Below are 17,653 nucleotides of genomic sequence, written 5' to 3'. Positions count from 1 at the left end.
CCTAGAGCAACGAGCGGATCAGCGACGCGGACAGTTCGGGTTCGAGGAACGGCACCATGTGCGCACAGTCGACGTGGTGCACGGTCACGTCGTTCCCACGTTCGCTCGCGCAGGCCTCCAGGAACGCCGGCCGCACGAAAGGCGGCTGCACCTGATCGGCGACGACGACGTGCGTGGGCACGCCCGGCGGCGGAAGCACTGCGGGCCTGGCCATCTCGCTCCACGATGCGGCGGCCGCAGGTGCACTGACCCGCCAGCCGACCCGGCCGTGCGGGCGGGGGATGAGGTGCTCGGTGAGCTCGGCCTCGAGGATGTCGTCGGGAACGTCCGCCCAGCCCTCGGCGCGTTTGGCCGAGCGCGCGGCGTCGGCGCTCGCGTAGTCCCAGTTGTCGAGACTGTCGGTGGCGACCTGGAGCGCGAACTCGGGGTCGAGGCCCTGCGCGGGGTCGAGGAGGACGAGTCCTTTGACGGCGTCGGGCCGGCGATTCGCCAGGTGTAGTGCGAGTGCACCGCCGTACGAGTGACCCACGAGGACGATCGGCCGCCCGGCCGGGACGTGGTCATCGAGCACGGCCGACAGTGCACGCACATGGTGCTCGATGCTCCACGGCGGGCGCCAGGGGGAACGGCCGTGGCCGATGAGATCCGGTGCGACGATGCGGACACCGCCCAGGTGCTGCGCCAGTGGCTCCCAGCGACGACCGTGGCCGGTGAGACCGTGGATCGCGAGGACCGTGTCGCCCTCCGCCGAGCCGCCGCCGAAGACATACGTGTTGAGAGCTGTCACCCGTCCATCCTGCCGTATGCGCGGGCGGGGGACCCGACCCACCCGCACCGACACCTCGGGGCCGCGGAGTCGTCGGTGGCACATGATTCGATGGAGCCCATGAGTCGGAAACCGGGCACCCAGGCGTCGCGCAGCGCCCTGCGCGCACGGCTCGTCGCGGCGCCCGAGGCCGCGGACCGTCCTCGGGAGTGGCCGCCGGCGATCGCGCAGGTCATCGACCCGGCGGCGAGCATCCCGGCCGGCGAGGAGGAGCAGGCCTGGCGTCCGGTCCGGGTCCACGGCGGACCGGGCAGCGGCAAGACCGCCCTGATCGTCGACGCCGCGGTCGCGCGCCTGCTCGACCCCGCGACCGATCCGGAATCAGTCCTCGTCCTGGCGTCGAGCCGCCGGGCGGCGGTCGCGCTGCGGGAGGAGATCACCCGGCGCGTGCTCTCGGCCAACGCGGCGGGGCGTCGCGTGCTGGGCGGTGCGCTCCGCGAACCCCTCGTACGCACCGTGCACTCCTACGCCTTCGCGATCCTGCGCCTGCAGGCGAGTGCGCACGGCAACCCGCCCCCACGGCTCATCACCGGTTCCGAACAGGACGTCGTGCTGCGCGAGCTGCTCGCCGGCGACATCGAGGACGGGGCGGAGTACTGGCCGGCACATCTGCGGCCGGCGCTCGGCACCGACGGCTTCGCGCAGGCTCTGCGCGACCTGATGATGCGGGCCGCCGAACGCGGCGTCGGACCGGAAGAACTCGCGGCCCTCGGTCGCGAACACAAACGCCCCGAGTGGACCGCCGCGGCGCGTGCCTACGCCCAGTACGAGCAGAACATGCTGCTGCGCGGCGCGGTCGGACTCGAGACACCCGGTGCATCGGCACCGGCGGTCGACGCCGCCGAGCTGATCGGTTCGGCGTTGTCGGCCTTCGCAACCGACCCCGATCTCCTCAGTGGCGAACGTCGCCGCATCCGTCACCTGCTCGTCGACGACGCCCAGCATCTGGATCCGCAGGCCGCACAGCTGATCCGGCTGGTCGGCACGGGCACCACGTCGACGATCATCGCGGCCGACACCGATCAGTCGGTCTTCGGGTTCCGCGGAGCCAGTCCACGTTTCGCCGACGGGCTCGCCGAGCCGGGCTCCGAGCGCGACATCGTCCTCGAACACGACTTCCGCTCCCACCCCGACCTCGCTCGCCTGGGACGTGCGATCGCGGCACGGCTCCCCGGGGCGCGCCCGCACGCGTATCCGCAACCGGTGCAGGCCGAGTCCGACGCCGCCGTGCCGCGCGACGTCGCGGCCGTGCGCGTGTACGGTTCGGCGGCCAAGGAGGCCACCGCGATCGCCGATCTGCTGCGTCGCGCGCACCTGTTCGACGGCGTCCCGTGGTCGCAGATGGCTGTGATCGTCCGCTCGGTGTCCCTCGCCCTGCCCCCGCTGCGCCGCGCATTCCGCTCGGCCGGTGTCCCGGTGACCACCCCGGCCAGCGACCTGCCGCTACACCGCCAGCGTGCGGTGATCGCGCTGATGCTGGTGTTGCGCGTGGTCGCCGCCCGCCGCGAGGACCCGGCGACACGGAGCGAGGCGAACCCGGAGTCCGAGCTGTTCACCACCGAGGACACGCTCACGCTGCTGTCGGGGCCGGTCGGAGCAGCCGACCCCGGAGCGATGCGACGCCTACGGCGCGGCATCCGGCGCCTCGACGAGAAGAACGACCCCACGGCACAACCGGATTCGCTGACCTCGTTGACCCGTGCACTCCTCGACCCCGAGCTCGGCGCGCGGTACCGCCGTGCCCTCACCGAGACCGAGGCGGCGCCGCTGGCCCGCGTTCTCGACGTCGTTGCCGCCGGACAGCGGGCACACGATTCCGGCCGCGGCGTCGAGGAGACGCTGTGGGCGTCCTGGCAGGCCACCGGTCTGGAACGGCGCTGGGCGGCGTCGGCTGTCCGGGGTGGTCCGGCCGGAGAACAGGCCGACCGTGACCTCGACGCCGTGATGGCGATGTTCGAGGCGGCGGCCAACTTCGCCGACACCCTGCCCGCCGCCGGACCGGCCGGCTTCGTCCACTACCTCTCCCAGCTGCAGATCCCACGTGACAGCCGAACCGCCACGGCGGCAACTGAATCGGTGACCGTGCTGTCCGCGCACGCCGCGGTGGGCCGCGAATGGGAGGTCGTCGCGGTGGCCGGTGTCCAGGATGGCCTGTGGCCGTCGCTGCGCAGTCGCGGCGGTGTCCTGTCCACCGGGGCGCTGGTCGACATCCTCGACGGCATGGACGCCGGCGCGGTCGACACCGTCGCCCGCGGTGCCACGGCACTCGCCGACGAGCGCCGGCTGTTCCTGGTCGCGTGCACGCGTGCGCGCAGCAGGCTGCTGGTCACCGCGGTGGAGGACGGCAGCGGTGACGCCTCGCCCTCCCGGTTCCTCACCGAACTCGCCGATCTCGTCGACGATCCCGACGACGAGGCGCCCCAGGCCGAACTCCAGCTCGACCCCGGCGTGGACCGCGTACTGTCGCTGCCGTCGCTGGTCGCCACGCTGCGCTCGGTGGTCATGGCCGGTGCCCACGAACCCGATGAGCGGACCCGTGCCGCGGCCCGGTTGCTCGCCGAACTCGCCGATTCCGACATCCCCGGCGCCCACCCGCGCGACTGGTTCGGACTCGCCGAACCCAGCACCGATGCGCCGCTGTGGACACCGGACAACGGACCCGTCGTGCTGTCGCCGTCGAATGTCGAAGCGCTGAACCGCTGTTCGCTGCGGTGGGTGCTCGAACGCAACGGCGGCCGCGATGGTGACGGCACACCCGCGCTCACCGGCAGCCTGGTGCACACGCTCGTACAGGCCGTGGCGGGACAGCTGGATCCGGCCGAGGTGACCGCGGCGCTGCGCGGGATCTGGGACCGGGTCGACACCGGCGCGGGCTGGTATTCGGCGCGCGAACTCGAACGCGCCGAGAGCATGCTCGGCCACTTCCGTGACTGGCTGCGGATCTCGCGTGCCGACCTCGAGGAGGTGGGCGTCGAATTGCCGGTCGACGCCACCGTTCCCGGCGGCCCCACCGGTGATCCCGACGAAGAGGATGCGCCCGACGTGCGGCTGCGCGGCCGCGTCGACCGCCTCGAGACCGATTCGGCCGGCCGCCCGGTGGTGGTCGACGTCAAGACGTCGAAGAACGCGATCACCAAGGCCGAGGCCGACGAGCACGCGCAGATGGCGGCCTATCAGGTCGCGCTGGCACACGGGGGAGTCCCGCAGTTCGGTGATGTACCACCGGGCGGCGCGCGCCTGGTCTACGTGTCCACCGCGAACCGCAATTCCGGTGCGACCGAACGAGTCCAGTCGCCGTTGACACCCGAGATGCTCGACGAGTGGATCGGCGTCGTGCGCCGGGCAGCGCGGGCCAGCATCGGCCCGACCTTCACCGCGACGCCCAACCCTGGCTGCGTGCACTGCAATCTCACCACGAGCTGCCCCGCGAAGATCCCCGGGAAGGCGGTGACCGATGACTAGCGGAACCCAGATCGGTGGGTTCACGACCGGCCGCACGACGATCGGCGCGAAGTCGCTGGCCGCGGCGCTCGGCCTTCCCGACCCGACCCCCGAACAGGTCGCGGTGATCGAGGCGCCGGTCGAACCGATGCTCGTCGTCGCCGGAGCCGGGGCGGGCAAGACCGAGACGATGGCCTCGCGGGTGGTGTGGCTCGTCGCCAACCAGATCGTGGCACCCGACGAGATCCTCGGACTCACCTTCACACGCAAGGCCGCCAGCGAGCTCGGCGCACGCATCCGGCGTCGCCTGTCCATGTTGTCGGGCGCGCCCGCACTGCGGACCTGGGACCCGGACGGGACCCTGGCCGCACGCCTGCGCGGTGCCGACCCAGAGGTCAGCACCTATCACGCCTATGCCGGCCGGCTGATCGCCGACTACGGTCTGCTGCTACCCGTCGAACCGTCGTCGACGCTGCTCACCGAGACCGAACTGTGGCAGCTCGCCTTCTCACTCGTGTCGTCGTGGCCGGGGGAGCTGAACACCAAGAAGGTTCCGGCGAGCGTCACCGAGTCGGTCCTCAAGCTGTACGGCGAGATGTCCGAACACCTCGTCGACATCGACGATCTCGCCAAGGCCGGGTCGCGGCTGTACGAGCTCATCGACACCCTGCCGAAGGGTCCGAAGCAGCGCGACAAGCCGACGCAGGCGCTGCTGAAGGTCAAGGAGGTCATCGACGAACGGCGCGAACTGATCCCGATGGTCATCGCCCTCGGCGAGACGATGCGGGCACAGTCCGCCCTCGACTTCGGCAGCCAGATGTCGCTCGCCGCAAAGCTCGTCGTGTCCAACCCGGAGGTCGTGGCCGCCGAGCGGACGGCGTTCCGTGCGGTCCTCCTCGACGAGTACCAGGACACCGGACACTCACAGCGCGTGCTGCTGTCGACCCTGTTCGGGGGCCACGACCCGTCGCGCCAGTCGGTGGCCGTCACGGCGGTCGGGGACCCGATCCAGTCGATCTACGGCTGGCGCGGAGCATCGGCGGCCAACCTCCCGCGGTTCGCCCGCGACTTCCCGCGACCCGACGGCACGCCCGCCGAACGTCGCGAACTCCTCACCAGCTGGCGCAACGCGGCTCAGGGCCTCCGTCTGGCCAACCAGATCTCGGAGGAACTGCGGCGCCGCGGAATCCCGGTCTCCATCCTGCGACCCCGCCCCGACGCCCCACACGGCACCGCGACCATCGCCCTCACCGAGACCGTTCTCGACGAACGGAACTGGATCGCCGACGAGGTCGAGCGGCGCTACCGTGCGGCCGAGACCGCCGGTGAGGCGCCGCCCACCACGGCGATCCTGGTGCGGCGCAACGAGGATTCCGCCCCTCTGGCCGCCGAGCTGGAGAGCCGCGGCATCCCCACCGAGGTCGTCGGCATCGGCGGACTGTTACACGTCCCGGAGATCGAGGACATCGTTGCGACTTTGCGCGTGATGGCCGATCCGATGGCCGGCACCGCCGTCATGCGCCTCCTGACCGGCGCCCGCTGGCGTCTCGGCGCGAAAGACCTTGCCGCCCTGTGGCGTCGCGCCACCACACTGGCGGCCGAGAGCTACGCCGAGGCGGGCGGCGTCGTCACCAGCCGGGAGGAACTCGACGCCGCGCTCGACGCGGTGCTGCCCACCGAGATCGTCGATCGCGCCGGAATCGCCGACGCCGTCGTCGATCCGGGTGACCCGAGCGACTACAGCCTGGAGGGATACGCCCGCATTCGCGCGTTCGGTGCGCAGCTCGAGTCCCTCCGCCGCCGCATCGGGCAACCGCTGCCCGAACTCGTCGCCGATGTGGAGAACACGATCGGCGTGGGGGTCGAGGCCCAGATCCGGGCCCGGCGGATGCGCGGCGCGATCACCGGTCGCGAACACCTCGACGCCTTCGCCGACTACGTCAGCCACTACGCCGATCGTCCCGGCGCGAATCTGCCTGGGCTGCTGGCGTTCCTCGACGCCGCCGAGTCCATCGAGAAAGGTCTCGAACCAGGCAAGATAGAGGTCGCCGAACAGCGCGTGCAGATCCTCACCGTGCACGCGGCGAAGGGGCTCGAGTGGGATGTCGTGGCCATCCCGCATCTCGCGAAGGGTATCTTCCCGAGCGCCAAGGCCGACACCACGTGGCTCGGCAGCGCGCGCGAGCTCCCCGCCGACCTGCGCGGCGACCTCGCGATCCCGGCCGAGTCGGCCGACGGCGCGCCGGAGGGCTTCCCGCTGTTGAAGATCGACACCGTCGGCGACCGCAAGCAACTCGAGGACGCCCTGTCCGACCACAAGGCGGCGATCAGCGAGCGACGCCTCGAGGAGGATCGGCGCCTCCTCTACGTCGCCCTCACCCGTGCACGACACGACCTGCTGATCTCCGCCCACCACTGGTCGGAGACCGGTGACAAGCCGCGCGGCGGTTCGGATTTCTTCGACGAGCTGATGGTCGCCGTCGACGAGGCGATCGCCGATCCCGCCGTCGACTCGACCGGGTTGTCGATCGCGGTGCGCATCCCGCCGCCCGCCGAGGACGCGACCAACCCGCTTGCCGAACGCATTGTGGCGCAGCCCTGGCCGCGTGATCCGCTCGCCGGCCGGCGCGACGCGGTGCAGTCGGCCGCCGAGCTCGTCCTGGACGCCATCACGGCCCGCGAGGCGCCCGCGTTGTTCGCGACACCGGACGCCCCGGACGATCCGGAGATGCTGCCGATGCCGCCCGACCCGGAGGACGAGGTGGCGGCGTGGGAAGCGGAGGTGTCGGCCCTGCTGGCCGAACACCATCAGGCCAACCAGGCGCTCGTCGAGGTGACGCTGCCGACGCACCTCTCGGTCAGCCAGCTCGTCGAACTCGACGCCGACGAGGCCGAGTTCGCCCGCCGGCTCCGCCGACCCACACCTTTCCGGCCCAACCCGATGGCGCGGCGCGGCACCGCATTCCACGCCTGGGTCGAACGCTGGTTCGGCGCGACCCGGCTGCTCGACATCGACGAACTGCCGGGCGCCGCCGACGCGACCGCGAGTCCCGACGCCGATCTCGACGCGTTGCGCGACGCATTCCTCGCCTCGCGCTGGGCCAACCGCAGCCCCACCGAGGTGGAAGTGCCCTTCGAGACCGTGATCGGCGGCATCGTCGTGCGGGGCCGTATCGACGCGGTCTTCGCCGAGAAGGACGGGTCGTGGACGGTCGTCGACTGGAAGACCGGCGTCGTACCCGAACCGGCGAAACGGGAGTCGCTGTTCATCCAGTTGGCCGCCTACCGGATCGCCTGGGCGCAGCTGGCCGGCGTGCCGGTGGAGAAGGTGCACGCCGCCTTCCACTACGTGCGCGACCGACACACCCTGGAGGCCGACGACCTGCCCGACGAGGCGACCCTCGCCGCCAAGCTGGCCAAATGAGCCCTCGCGCCGCCGGGTGGGTTACATTTCAGCGTGTGAGCGAACTCCAGGAGCGCAAACGTGGCAGTGCGTAACCGCTTCCGCGGCCGCTTCGGATCAGACGCCGAGCTGGCCAACCGGCCCGACCACGCACTCGTCGGCGTCGTCCGTATCCCCGAGCTGCAGCAGAGCCCCGCACGCGCGATCGGACGCCGCGTGCTCTGGGCGTGCCTCGCGCTGTTCTTCACCTCGGTGGTCGTCTGGCTCGATCGCGAGGGATACCGGGACGCGCAGAACAGCGAACTGTCCTACCTCGACTCGCTGTACTACTCGGCGGTCACGCTGTCGACGACCGGCTACGGCGACATCACGCCGATCAGTCCGTTCGCCCGATTCATCAACATCATCATCATCACGCCGCTGCGTGTGCTGTTCCTGATCGTGCTGATCGGCACCACCCTCGAGGTGCTCACCGAACGGTCCCGACAGGCGCTCAAGATCCAGCGTTGGAGGAGTACCGTGCGCAATCACACCGTGGTCATCGGTTACGGCACCAAGGGCCGCACCGCGGTCGACGCCATGCGCGGCGACGGCATCAAGCCCTCGGAGATCGTGGTCGTCGACTCCGACCCGACCGTCCTCGAGTCCGCCGCCTCCAACGGCCTGGTGACCGTCCGCGGCGACGCCACCAAATCCGACGTGCTGCGGCTCGCCGGCGTCGCCCATGCCGCGAGCATCGTGGTCGCCACCAGCCGCGACGACACCGCCGTCCTGGCGACGCTCACCGCGCGTGAGATCAACCCGCGGGCCAAGATCGTGGCGTCGATCCGGGAGTCGGAGAACACCCACCTGATGCGTCAGTCGGGCGCGAACTCCGTGGTGGTGTCCTCCGAGACGGCCGGCCGCCTGCTGGGCATCGCGACGATGACCCCGTCGGTGGTCGAGGTGATCGAGGATCTCCTCACCCCGGACGCGGGTTACGCCATCGCCGAACGCGAGGTCGACCCGACGGAGACCGGCGGCTCGCCCGCGCACACCCGCGACATCGTGCTCGGCGTCGTCCGAAACGGGGTGCTGCACCGCGTCGACGACAGCGAGGTCGAACAGATCGAGGTCGGCGACCGTCTGCTGTACGTCCGCAAGAGCCCCGGCGACGACTAGAACCGGGCGACGGCCAGCCCTGTCGATCGCCGAGCATCCCGCACCGACCAACGAAAAGGGACACACCGACGTGCACTTCGAACTGGTCCACCAGCCGCTGCTGTCGCGGGCGACCTTCCACCGCGCCGACGAGATCCGCGACGACGCCGAACGCATGCTGGCGGGATGGCCACAGGCGAAGGTGTTGCTGATCGACTCCAACGGCCGCTATCCGGTCGGGGAGTCCGGTGTGCTGCACTGGGTTCCGGCGGCCACCGTCGCCGACGAACCGCCCGCCGACGCGGTGATCCTCGGTGTCGTGGACGGCGTCGACCGGTGGGCCCGCCGGGTCGATCACATCGACGGACCCACCGACGATGCACGGCGTGGCGCCGTGCATCTGACGCCGGACGAGGCGGGGCTGCTCGTCACCGCGCTGGGAATCCTGAATTGGCATGAGACGGCGAGACATTCACCCGTCGACGGGTCGGTGACCCAGTCGGCGCGGGGCGGCTGGGTGCGCCGGAGCGTCCAGTCCGGCCGAGATGAGTTCCCGCGCACCGATCCCGCGATCATCACCGTCGTCCACGACGGTGCGGATCGAATCCTCCTGGGACGCCAGGCCGTCTGGCCCGACGGCTGGTACTCGACCCTCGCCGGGTTCGTCGAACCGGGGGAGTCGCTCGAACAGTGTGTGCTGCGCGAGGTACACGAAGAGGTCGGCATCGTGGTGCGCGAACCGCGCTATCTGGGCAGCCAGCCGTGGCCGTTCCCCCGGTCGCTGATGCTCGGCTTCGCCGCGATCGGGGATCCCGCGGACCAGCTCGCCTTCCTCGACGGTGAGATCGGCGATGCACAGTGGTTCCATCGCGACGAGGTGCGCGAGGCGTTGTCGCGGGACGGGTGGACGCGAGCGGACCCCGGACCCGACGGCGAAACACCCCGGTTGCAGCTGCCCGGATCGATCTCGATCGCACGCACGCTGATCGAGTCCTGGGCCGCGGCCGGATGACGCTGCCGTAGACCCGGAGACGAGAAAACCCGGGTCCGGCGAGGGCCGGCCCGGGTGTTCAGGTCACGAGATCAGACGCCGAGCTTCTTCTTGACGTCGGCGATCGAGGGATTGGTCGCGGTCGTGCCGTCGGCGTAGAGCACGGTCGGGACGACGTGGTTGCCGCCGTTGACGCTGCCGACGAATTCGGCGGCGTCCGGGTTCAGTTCGATGTCGATCTCCTGCCAGGGGATGCCGCTGGCCTTCAGTCCGGTCTTCAGGCGGGCGCAGTAACCACACCACGAGGTGGTGTACATGGTCAGTTCGCCGGTGTCGGAGTTGCGGGCGCCGGCCTCGTCGTCGATCACGTTGCTCATGACTGCCATAACATCACGCATGCGCAGGCTGTTCCCGCCGGCGCCGCGATCGCCGACGTGGGGCGCGTCACGCACAGCCCGATCGCCGGTCCGGGGAGCGTCGGTGGGTGGTGACATAGTGGAGTCCGTGCGCCACCCGACCTCCCCCGCGAACCCCGATGCCCGCTTCCGCGATGCCGGCGCGGTCGAGGGACTCGACCCGGAGCAGTCCGCGGCCGTCCTCGCACCGCGCGGCCCGGTCTGTGTGCTGGCCGGCGCGGGTACGGGTAAGACGCGCACCATCACACGACGCATCGCCCACCTCGTCGACACCGGCCAGGTGAATCCCGGCCAGGTCCTCGCGGTCACGTTCACCGCCCGCGCGGCGGGCGAGATGCGGACCCGCTTGCGGAGCCTCGGCGTCGGCGGCGCCACCGGCAACGTCGCCGCCCAGACCTTCCACGCCGCGGCGATGCGGCAGCTGCGCTACTTCTGGCCTCGCGCCTTCGGCGACGCCCGGTGGGAGCTGATCGACAACAAGTTCCCGCTCATCTCGCGCGCCGCCCGCCGCGCCGGACTCGACACCGCGACCGACACCCTGCGCGACCTGTCGTCGGAGATCGAGTGGGCCAAGGCCACGCTGATCTCGCCGGAGAACTATGTCGAGGCGGTCGGCCGCCTCGGACGCGAGTCGCCCGCGCCCCCGCAGAAGGTCGCCGCGGTGTACGGCCATTACGAGGACTCCAAGGTCTCGCCGGACGGCGATCGCCTTCTCGACTTCGACGACATGCTCATCTACATGACGCAGATCCTCACCATCGAACCCGGCGCGGCCGACGAATTCCGTTCGCGCTACCGGTGTTTCGTCGTTGACGAGTACCAGGACGTGACGCCCGTCCAGCAGGGTCTGCTCGACGCCTGGCTCGGCGAGCGCGACGATCTGACGGTCGTCGGCGACGCCAATCAGACGATCTACACGTTCACCGGCGCGTCCCCGAACTACCTGCTCGACTTCAGCCGCCGCTTCCCGGAGGCGACGGTCGTCCGGCTCGAGCGTGACTACCGGTCCACACCCGAGGTCGTCGACCTCGCCAACCGAGTGATCGGTGCCGCGCGTGGGCGCATCGCCGGGACCCGGTTGCGCCTCATCGGCCAGCGGCCCTCCGGCCCGCAGCCGCAGTTCGCCGAGTACGACGACGAGCCGGCCGCCGCCACCTCGATCGCGATCGAGATCAAGCACCTCATCAGGTCGGGCGTAGCGCCGTCGGAGATCGCGATCCTCTACCGCGTCAACGCCCAGTCGGAGAACTACGAGCAGGCGCTGACCGAGGCCGGCATCCCGTACCAGGTGCGCGGCGGTGAGGCGTTCTTCGCGCGTACCGAGGTGCGGCAGGCGATGCGACAGATCGCCACGGTCGCCAACCGTGAGGTGAAGCCCGGTGTCACGACGATCGAGGTTGTGCGCGCGGTCCTCGGCGAACTCGGACTCACCGAGGAGGAACCGTCGGGCGCCCAGGCGCGCGCCCGGTGGGAGTCGCTGAAGGCGCTGGTGCAGCTGACCGAGGACATGGTCGCGGAGAACCCGGATCTCACGCTGCCGCAGCTGTCCGCCGAACTCACGACGCGGTCCGAGGCGCGCCACCCGCCGACGGTCCAGGGCGTCACCCTGTCGTCCCTGCACGCGGCCAAGGGACTCGAGTGGGATGCGGTCTTCCTGGTGGGGCTGACCGACGGATCGCTGCCGATCAGTCAGGCCATCAAGGGGTCCTGGGAAGACGTCGAGGAGGAGCGCCGGCTGTTCTACGTGGGCGTGACACGTGCCCGCGAACACCTACATCTGTCGTGGGCTCTTGCGCGCAACGAGGGCGGCCGAGCCCGTCGACGATCCCGATTCCTGACCGACCTCGTCCCCGACGACTCACCGGCCTCGAAGATCGCCAAGGAACGTACGCCCCGCAAGGGCCCGACCTGCCGCGTCTGTGGCTCGCGGCTGATGGATTCGACCGCGACCTTGCTCGGTCGGTGCGCGGGATGTCCGTCCGACCTCGACGAGAACCTTCTGGTCGCGCTCAAGGAATGGCGCAGGTCTCGCGCCCAGGCGAAGAAGGTCCCTCCCTTCGTCGTCTTCTCCGACAAGACGCTGACCGCCATCGCCGAGCAGCGCCCCACGGATACCGCTGCGCTGGTGTCGATCTCGGGGATCGGCGCGCAGAAGCTCGACGAGTACGGCGAGGATCTCCTCGCACTCGTCAAAACCGCAGGTCAAAAATAGGTTGTGCGCCTTCTGGCGCACCGTTTAGGCTGATCTCCGTCAGCACACGGGTGGGAACGCTCTTGTGCCCACGAGGAACCCATCGCTCATCTGAGTTCGACGAGTAGAGAAAGGAGCGGATCAGTGAACGGAAGCACCGTGAACCAGGCCGGCATCGCCGTGCCTGCGGCCAAGCCGAACCAGGCACACGCCGTCGTTCTGCGCGCCCGTCGCAACCGCTCCTGGCTGCCTGCCGTCTGCGCACGTCCGGTTGCCGCTCGAGCGACTATTCCGGCAATGCCGGCCGTTGCAGCGGCAGTCCCGGCGATCGCACCGTCGGCGGCAGCGCGCCCCGCAGTGGCAGTGCATCTGGCAGCAGCAGCGCACGTAGCGCCGCCGGCAGCAGCCGCAGCCCCTGCGCCGCATGGGTTCCCCGTACCGACACCGATTCTCCGGAGTTAGAACTCCGGGAAACTTCGGGCCACGGGCGAATCGCAGAGGCGAAACCCGTGGCCCTCTTTTTTGTCACCCGATCGTCACCCCGACAGGGGATCTCGGACCGGCAGCCACATCGAGGACATGGGTCACCAATCCCAAACGAGCAGATGTGGAGAAAACCAATGACTGTCGATTGCGTACTCGAGTCCTGTCTCTCGGCGGACCGCGCAGCGACCGCCCGGCTCGACCTGCCCTGCCAGGTGGCCGACGCCGACCTGTGGTTCGCCGACAACCCGCGTGACCTGGAGCGTGCCAAGGCGATGTGTGTCGACTGCCCGCTCCGCACCCAGTGCCTGCAGGCGGCCCTGGATCGTGCCGAACCCTGGGGTGTGTGGGGCGGCGAGATCTTCGAACGCGGTGCGGTGATCGCACGCAAGCGACCGCGTGGCCGGCCGCGCAAGAACGCAGCCTGAGAACAGCGACGCCGCGAGCAGATGCTCGCGGCGTCGTTGTGGTCGTTGTGGTCGTTGTGGTCGTTGTGGGAGTCAGTCGCCCAGACCGGGCACCCATTCCTCCATGATGGCGCGGTACGGGGCGTGCGCCTCGAGCTGCGAGGCGATGCCGACACAGCCGCCGAGCACACGGAACACCATGACGAACCGCTTGGGCACGTTGAGGTTCCGCGAGGTCTTGTAGACCTCGCCGCGCACGTCGGTGGCCTTGCCCGCGGCGCGCTGCATCCACTTGCGAGTGAAGTGGAACGACTCGGAGTACAGCGGGTCGACGTACGGCCGCAGGTACGCCTCGAGATCGGCGCTGGTGACCTTCGACGCGTGCGACGGCCGGATGAACTCCGCCTCGACCATCAGCTCCTTGAGTTCGTCATACTTCTGGTCGCGGGCGAGCCGCAGGATCGGCCCGGTCTCCGGGGGCAGTCCGCCGGGGTAGTGGCCGACCGCACCGAAGTCGAGGACACCGAAGCGGCCGTCGTCGGCGATGAAGAAGTTGCCGGGATGCGGGTCGCCGTGGAGCAGACCGACCCGGTAGGGCGAGCTGACCTCGAACTCGGCCATCTTGGCGGCCGCGTTGTCGCGGGTCTCCTGGTCGCCGGTCGTGATGACTTTCGACAGCGCGACACCGTCGACCCATTCCGAGACCACGACCTTGGGTGCGCTGGCGACCACCTTGGGGATCAGGAAGTTCGGATGCCCGTCGTACGCCTTGGCGAAGGCCCGCTGGTTCTCGGCCTCGCCGAGGTAGTCGAGTTCGGCCTCGGTGCGGTCGATGAGTTCGTCCATCATCGCCTTGACGTCGGTGCCCGGCGACAGCCGCTGCAGCAGTCCCGACATGCGCGACAACGTCTTCAGGTCGGCCTTGAGTGCGTGGTCGGCGCCCGGGTACTGGACCTTGACCGCGACCTCGCGTCCGTCGGACCACACCCCCTTGTGTACCTGGCCGATCGATGCAGACGCCGCAGGCTCGTCGGAGAACTCCTTGAATCGCTCACGCCAGCGGGTACCGAGCTGCTGGTCGAGAACCTTGTGGACCTTGGCGGCCGACATCGGCGGTGCCTCCGCCTGGAGCTTGGTGAGTGCCTCGCGGAACGGTTCACCGAACTCGTCGGGGATCGCAGCTTCCATGATCGACAGCGCCTGACCCACCTTCATGGCGCCGCCCTTGAGCTCGCCGAGGACCGCGAACAGCTGTTCCGCGGACTTCTCGAGGAGTTCCTGATTGACCTCGTCCTTGTCTTTGCCGACCATGCGCTTGCCGAGCCCCGCCGCCGCACGTCCGGCCATACCGATGGGGAGAGAAGCCAACTTCGCGTTGCGACGACCCTGCCCCCGAGTGATGTCGGTCATAGCATCCTTTCCGCGTCACACAATAGACGACTTGAGCTGTTCGTCTCGCACCAGACGACAATCGCAGCTCGGGTGGGGTAACCATTCTCGGCGGTCCACTCGCACCGGATCATCGCGGAACTCCACTACCTGATTCAACAACTGGGGTGCGCCCCGTGATGCGGCGGGGGAGGGCCGGCGCAGTGCGGTCACGAGACGTTCGATCTGCCCGTGCGCGATGGCGGCGGTCGGCCGCACGATCGCGGGATTCGGGTCGCCCGGCGCGCGGATGAGCTGCACCGCCATTGTCGGCCACTCCGGGTCGGCGTCGGAGCGATGGTGGTCGGCGCACATCAGACAACTCGAGAGTCCCGGCAGGACGAGCGGGCCGACGATCCCGACGCCGTCGCGGACCCGAACCAGCAGGTGCGGGATCCGGGCCCTCGTCAGGGCGAAGACGACCCGTGGGTCGTGGACGAGGAAATCGCTGAGGATCACGAGTCTGGTGTCGACGGTGTCGAGCGAGCCGTCGGGGCGTCGGCGCATCGTCCGTTGTACCTGCAGGCCCTGCGCTCGCAATGACGCGATCAGCAGGTCCGACAATGGTCCCTGACCGTGGATCTGTATGCGGAAGTCGGCGTGATCCGTACTGACCGTTGTTGTTTCGGTCTCGGCAGGTGTGCTCGTCCGCCCGGCCGCGGACAGGCCGTCGAGGAGCGTCCGGATCTCGTGGTCGGCGAGCCCGGCCGCCGACGCCCGACGGATGAGCAGTTCCGGGGTGCACGGGCTTTCCAGCGAGCGCAGCATCGTGGCGACCGAATGCGCGGAGATCGCGTCGTCGAGCTCGATGATCACGCTGCCGGCCGGGTCGATTCCCACATGCACCCGGTTGCCCGGCCGTACCAGGATCGGTGTTCCTGGCCGGATGCGCGGAACCGTGATGGACATGGCGCAACTCTGCCAGTGAAAACACCTCGCCGAGGGCGACCGGGCCGGTTATCCACAACATGGGCGCGTGCGGCGTCGACTGTGGAGTCAGCCGGCCTGCCCGCTCTGTCCGTTCGGCCCGTCGTCTCCGGACTCGGTGCCGTCCTGTTCGGCGAGGGACTTCTCGAGCTGCGCGATGGCGTCGTCGAGATCGGTGTCCTTGTGCAGGAGTCGGTCGATGAACGCCGCCGGGTTGTCCAGGTCGTCGGAGTCGGGCAGCAGGTCGGGGTGAGCCCAGACGCCGTCGCGGGTCGACAGGTCGGTGGCCTCGAACACGCGCCGCCACAGTTCCGACGCCTCGCGCACCTTGCGCGGCCGCAGTTCGAGGCCGACGAGGGTCGCGAAGGTCTGCTCGGCGGGACCGCCCGAGGCGCGGCGCCGGCGGATGGTCTCGGTCAGTGCGCCCGTGCTCGGGATGCGGTCGCCCAGTGCCCGGGTCACGACCTGCTCCACCCAGCCCTCGATGAGGGCCAGCAGCGTCTCGAGGCGGCCGAGCGCAGCCTTCTGCTCGGGCGTGGTGGTCGGCTCGAATGACGTCGACGAGCTGATGAGCTCCTCGAGCTTCGACGGATCCGACAGCAGTTCGGTGGGATCGATGTTCGACGTGGCGTCGGTGATCCCGCTGAAGTCGATACTGATCCCGCGCGCGTACTCCTCGACCGTCGACAGCAGGCGCTGACGCAGCCAGCCGACGTGCGTGAAGAGCCGGACGTGCGCGGCCTCGCGGGCGGCGAGGAAGACGATGATCTCCTGGGCGGGCTGCTCGAGGCCTTCGGCGAACTTCGCGATCGCCTCGGGGAGAAGCACTGCGATGCCCTCGGGCGCCAGCGGCAGACCGATGTCGGTGGAGGTGAGCACCTCCTTGGCGAGCTGGCCGAGCCCCTGGCCGAGCTGGGTGCCGAAGGCCATCCCACTCATCTGCGTCAGCATGCCCAGCATCGGGCCGGCGAACTGCGCGGCCTCGGCGGGGAGGTTGTCCTGCCAGGTGCGCGCGAGCTGTTCGGCGACCGGGTTGCACAGACCCTTCCAGGTGTCCATCGACTCCTCGAGCCACTGCACCGGGGTCCACGCGACGGTCTGGGTGACACCGCTGGGAAAGGTCGTCGCGTCGTCGAGCCAGACGTCGGCCAGTCGCACGGCATCGGCCGACGCCGAGATCTCCTTCTCCAGGATCGGCGTGAAAGAACCGATCTGCTGGCGGGCGAGATTCGTGGCGACCTGATAGTTCACCGGACCGCTGCCGCCACCGGCCATCCCGGCGCCCATGCCGCTGAACATGCTGCCGAGTTGGGAGAACATCTGGCCGAGCATGTTCGGGTCGAAGTTCGAGGGGTCGAAGTCGCCGAAGCCCTGTCCGCCGCCGGAACCCTGTCCGCCCATTGCGAATCCGAACGGGTTGGCGCCACCGAAGGGGTTGCCGGGGTTGTCGCCCGGCTTGTCCTTGTCGCCGCTGTTCTTGTCGCGGTCGTCGTCCCCGTTGCCGGACGCCGAGAAGCCGAAGGGCAGATCACTCATACGTCCACCGTACCGCCCCGAAAGGGACGTTCACGGCGTCGGACGTTCGCCGTGCGCGTAGCGACGCCGGGACCGTCCCCGGAGGTCGGGGCACTATCGTGTGCGGAATGAGTTCGAGCCCCCGCTTCCGCCGGATCGCCACCGCCGCGGTCAGCGCCCTGGTGTTGCTGGCGTTGCTCGTCGTCGGCACGCAGGTGCAGGTGCCCTACGCCGCGCTCGGTCCCGGTCCGACGCTGAACACGTTGGGCATGACGAAGGTCGAGCAGGACGGCAAGGTGGTCGAACGCAAGGTCGTGCAGATCGACGGTGCTCCCCTCGACAAGACCACCGGAAACCTCAACCTGACGACGGTGTCGGTCAGCGACGGGCTCACCCTGTTCGACGCACTGGGCATGTGGCTGTCCGGGAAGTACGCGCTCACCCCGCGCGACGAGGTGTATCCGCCGGGCCGTACCACCGAGCAG

The 17,653-nt window shown here is 69.7% G+C and carries 11 protein-coding genes and 1 pseudogene; 7 read left to right on the top strand and 5 right to left on the bottom strand.

The window, feature by feature from the left end; all coding sequences use genetic code 11:
- Position 1 precedes the first annotated feature (1 nt).
- Positions 2–787, bottom strand: coding sequence for an alpha/beta fold hydrolase (locus tag RVF83_RS00060; protein ID WP_005197031.1), 786 nt, complete (start codon positions 785–787; stop codon positions 2–4).
- A gap of 99 nt (positions 788–886) precedes the next feature.
- Here RVF83_RS00060 and RVF83_RS00055 point away from each other — a divergent pair, with 99 nt between their 5' ends.
- The 4 genes from RVF83_RS00055 to nudC all read left to right on the top strand — a co-directional run bounded on the left by RVF83_RS00055 (position 887) and on the right by nudC (position 9,822).
- Positions 887–4,288: an ATP-dependent helicase gene (locus RVF83_RS00055; protein WP_005197029.1), complete on the top strand. Its 3,402-nt coding sequence runs from the start codon at positions 887–889 to the stop codon at positions 4,286–4,288.
- Positions 4,281–7,691: an ATP-dependent helicase gene (locus RVF83_RS00050; protein WP_005197027.1), complete on the top strand. Its 3,411-nt coding sequence runs from the start codon at positions 4,281–4,283 to the stop codon at positions 7,689–7,691. Before RVF83_RS00055 ends, RVF83_RS00050 begins: the two co-directional genes overlap by 8 nt.
- Positions 7,692–7,751: 60 nt before the next feature.
- Entirely contained in the window at positions 7,752–8,831 is a 1,080-nt protein-coding gene (locus tag RVF83_RS00045) for a potassium channel family protein (RefSeq protein ID WP_005197026.1), read from the top strand.
- A gap of 70 nt (positions 8,832–8,901) precedes the next feature.
- Positions 8,902–9,822: an NAD(+) diphosphatase gene (nudC, locus tag RVF83_RS00040; RefSeq protein WP_005197024.1), complete on the top strand. Its 921-nt coding sequence runs from the start codon at positions 8,902–8,904 to the stop codon at positions 9,820–9,822.
- A gap of 71 nt (positions 9,823–9,893) precedes the next feature.
- Here the strand turns inward: nudC and RVF83_RS00035 are convergent, their stop codons facing one another.
- The gene (locus RVF83_RS00035; protein ID WP_005197022.1) at positions 9,894–10,178 is read right to left on the bottom strand and encodes a mycoredoxin; all 285 of its coding nucleotides are present in this window, start codon (positions 10,176–10,178) and stop codon (positions 9,894–9,896) included.
- Between the two features lie 118 nt (positions 10,179–10,296).
- Between RVF83_RS00035 and RVF83_RS00030 the strand changes: the two genes are divergently transcribed.
- Together RVF83_RS00030 and RVF83_RS00025 are read left to right on the top strand one after the other, a co-directional pair.
- Entirely contained in the window at positions 10,297–12,429 is a 2,133-nt protein-coding gene (locus RVF83_RS00030; RefSeq protein WP_279404838.1) for an ATP-dependent DNA helicase UvrD2, read from the top strand.
- A gap of 599 nt (positions 12,430–13,028) precedes the next feature.
- Positions 13,029–13,319, top strand: a complete 291-nt coding sequence (locus RVF83_RS00025) for a WhiB family transcriptional regulator (protein ID WP_005199598.1) — start codon at positions 13,029–13,031, stop codon at positions 13,317–13,319.
- Positions 13,320–13,391: 72 nt separating this feature from the next.
- Here RVF83_RS00025 and RVF83_RS00020 read toward each other — a convergent pair whose 3' ends face one another.
- The 3 genes from RVF83_RS00020 to RVF83_RS00010 form a co-directional block, all read right to left on the bottom strand.
- Positions 13,392–14,708: an ABC1 kinase family protein gene (locus tag RVF83_RS00020; RefSeq protein ID WP_005199599.1), complete on the bottom strand. Its 1,317-nt coding sequence runs from the start codon at positions 14,706–14,708 to the stop codon at positions 13,392–13,394.
- Between the two features lie 15 nt (positions 14,709–14,723).
- Positions 14,724–15,635 (bottom strand): hypothetical protein, encoded by a 912-nt coding sequence (locus RVF83_RS00015; protein ID WP_005199600.1) that lies wholly within the window; start codon positions 15,633–15,635, stop codon positions 14,724–14,726.
- 87 nt (positions 15,636–15,722) lie between these two features.
- Positions 15,723–17,189, bottom strand: coding sequence for a zinc-dependent metalloprotease (locus tag RVF83_RS00010; RefSeq protein WP_005199601.1), 1,467 nt, complete (start codon positions 17,187–17,189; stop codon positions 15,723–15,725).
- A 107-nt stretch (positions 17,190–17,296) separates the two neighbouring features.
- On the opposite strand from RVF83_RS00010, the pseudogene RVF83_RS00005 reads away from it, so the two are divergent.
- Positions 17,297–17,653 (top strand): annotated as a pseudogene (locus tag RVF83_RS00005) (PDZ domain-containing protein); the annotation flags it as partial.

Source organism: Gordonia rubripertincta, from assembly GCF_038024875.1.
Lineage (GTDB): Bacteria > Actinomycetota > Actinomycetes > Mycobacteriales > Mycobacteriaceae > Gordonia > Gordonia rubripertincta.
Note: the sequence above shows the minus strand (reverse complement) of the source record. Positions and strands in the feature narration are given on the sequence as shown.

Excerpts from the sequence above, each read along its gene's own strand:
- RVF83_RS00015 (WP_005199600.1), bottom strand. The coding sequence starts at position 15,635 with ATGTCCATCACGGTTCCGCGCATCCGGCCAGGAACACCGATCCTGGTA.
- RVF83_RS00055 (WP_005197029.1), top strand. The coding sequence starts at position 887 with ATGAGTCGGAAACCGGGCACCCAGGCGTCGCGCAGCGCCCTGCGCGCA.
- RVF83_RS00020 (WP_005199599.1), bottom strand. The coding sequence starts at position 14,708 with ATGACCGACATCACTCGGGGGCAGGGTCGTCGCAACGCGAAGTTGGCT.
- RVF83_RS00025 (WP_005199598.1), top strand. The coding sequence starts at position 13,029 with ATGACTGTCGATTGCGTACTCGAGTCCTGTCTCTCGGCGGACCGCGCA.
- RVF83_RS00010 (WP_005199601.1), bottom strand. The coding sequence starts at position 17,189 with ATGAGTGATCTGCCCTTCGGCTTCTCGGCGTCCGGCAACGGGGACGAC.
- RVF83_RS00050 (WP_005197027.1), top strand. The coding sequence starts at position 4,281 with ATGACTAGCGGAACCCAGATCGGTGGGTTCACGACCGGCCGCACGACG.
- RVF83_RS00035 (WP_005197022.1), bottom strand. The coding sequence starts at position 10,178 with ATGAGCAACGTGATCGACGACGAGGCCGGCGCCCGCAACTCCGACACC.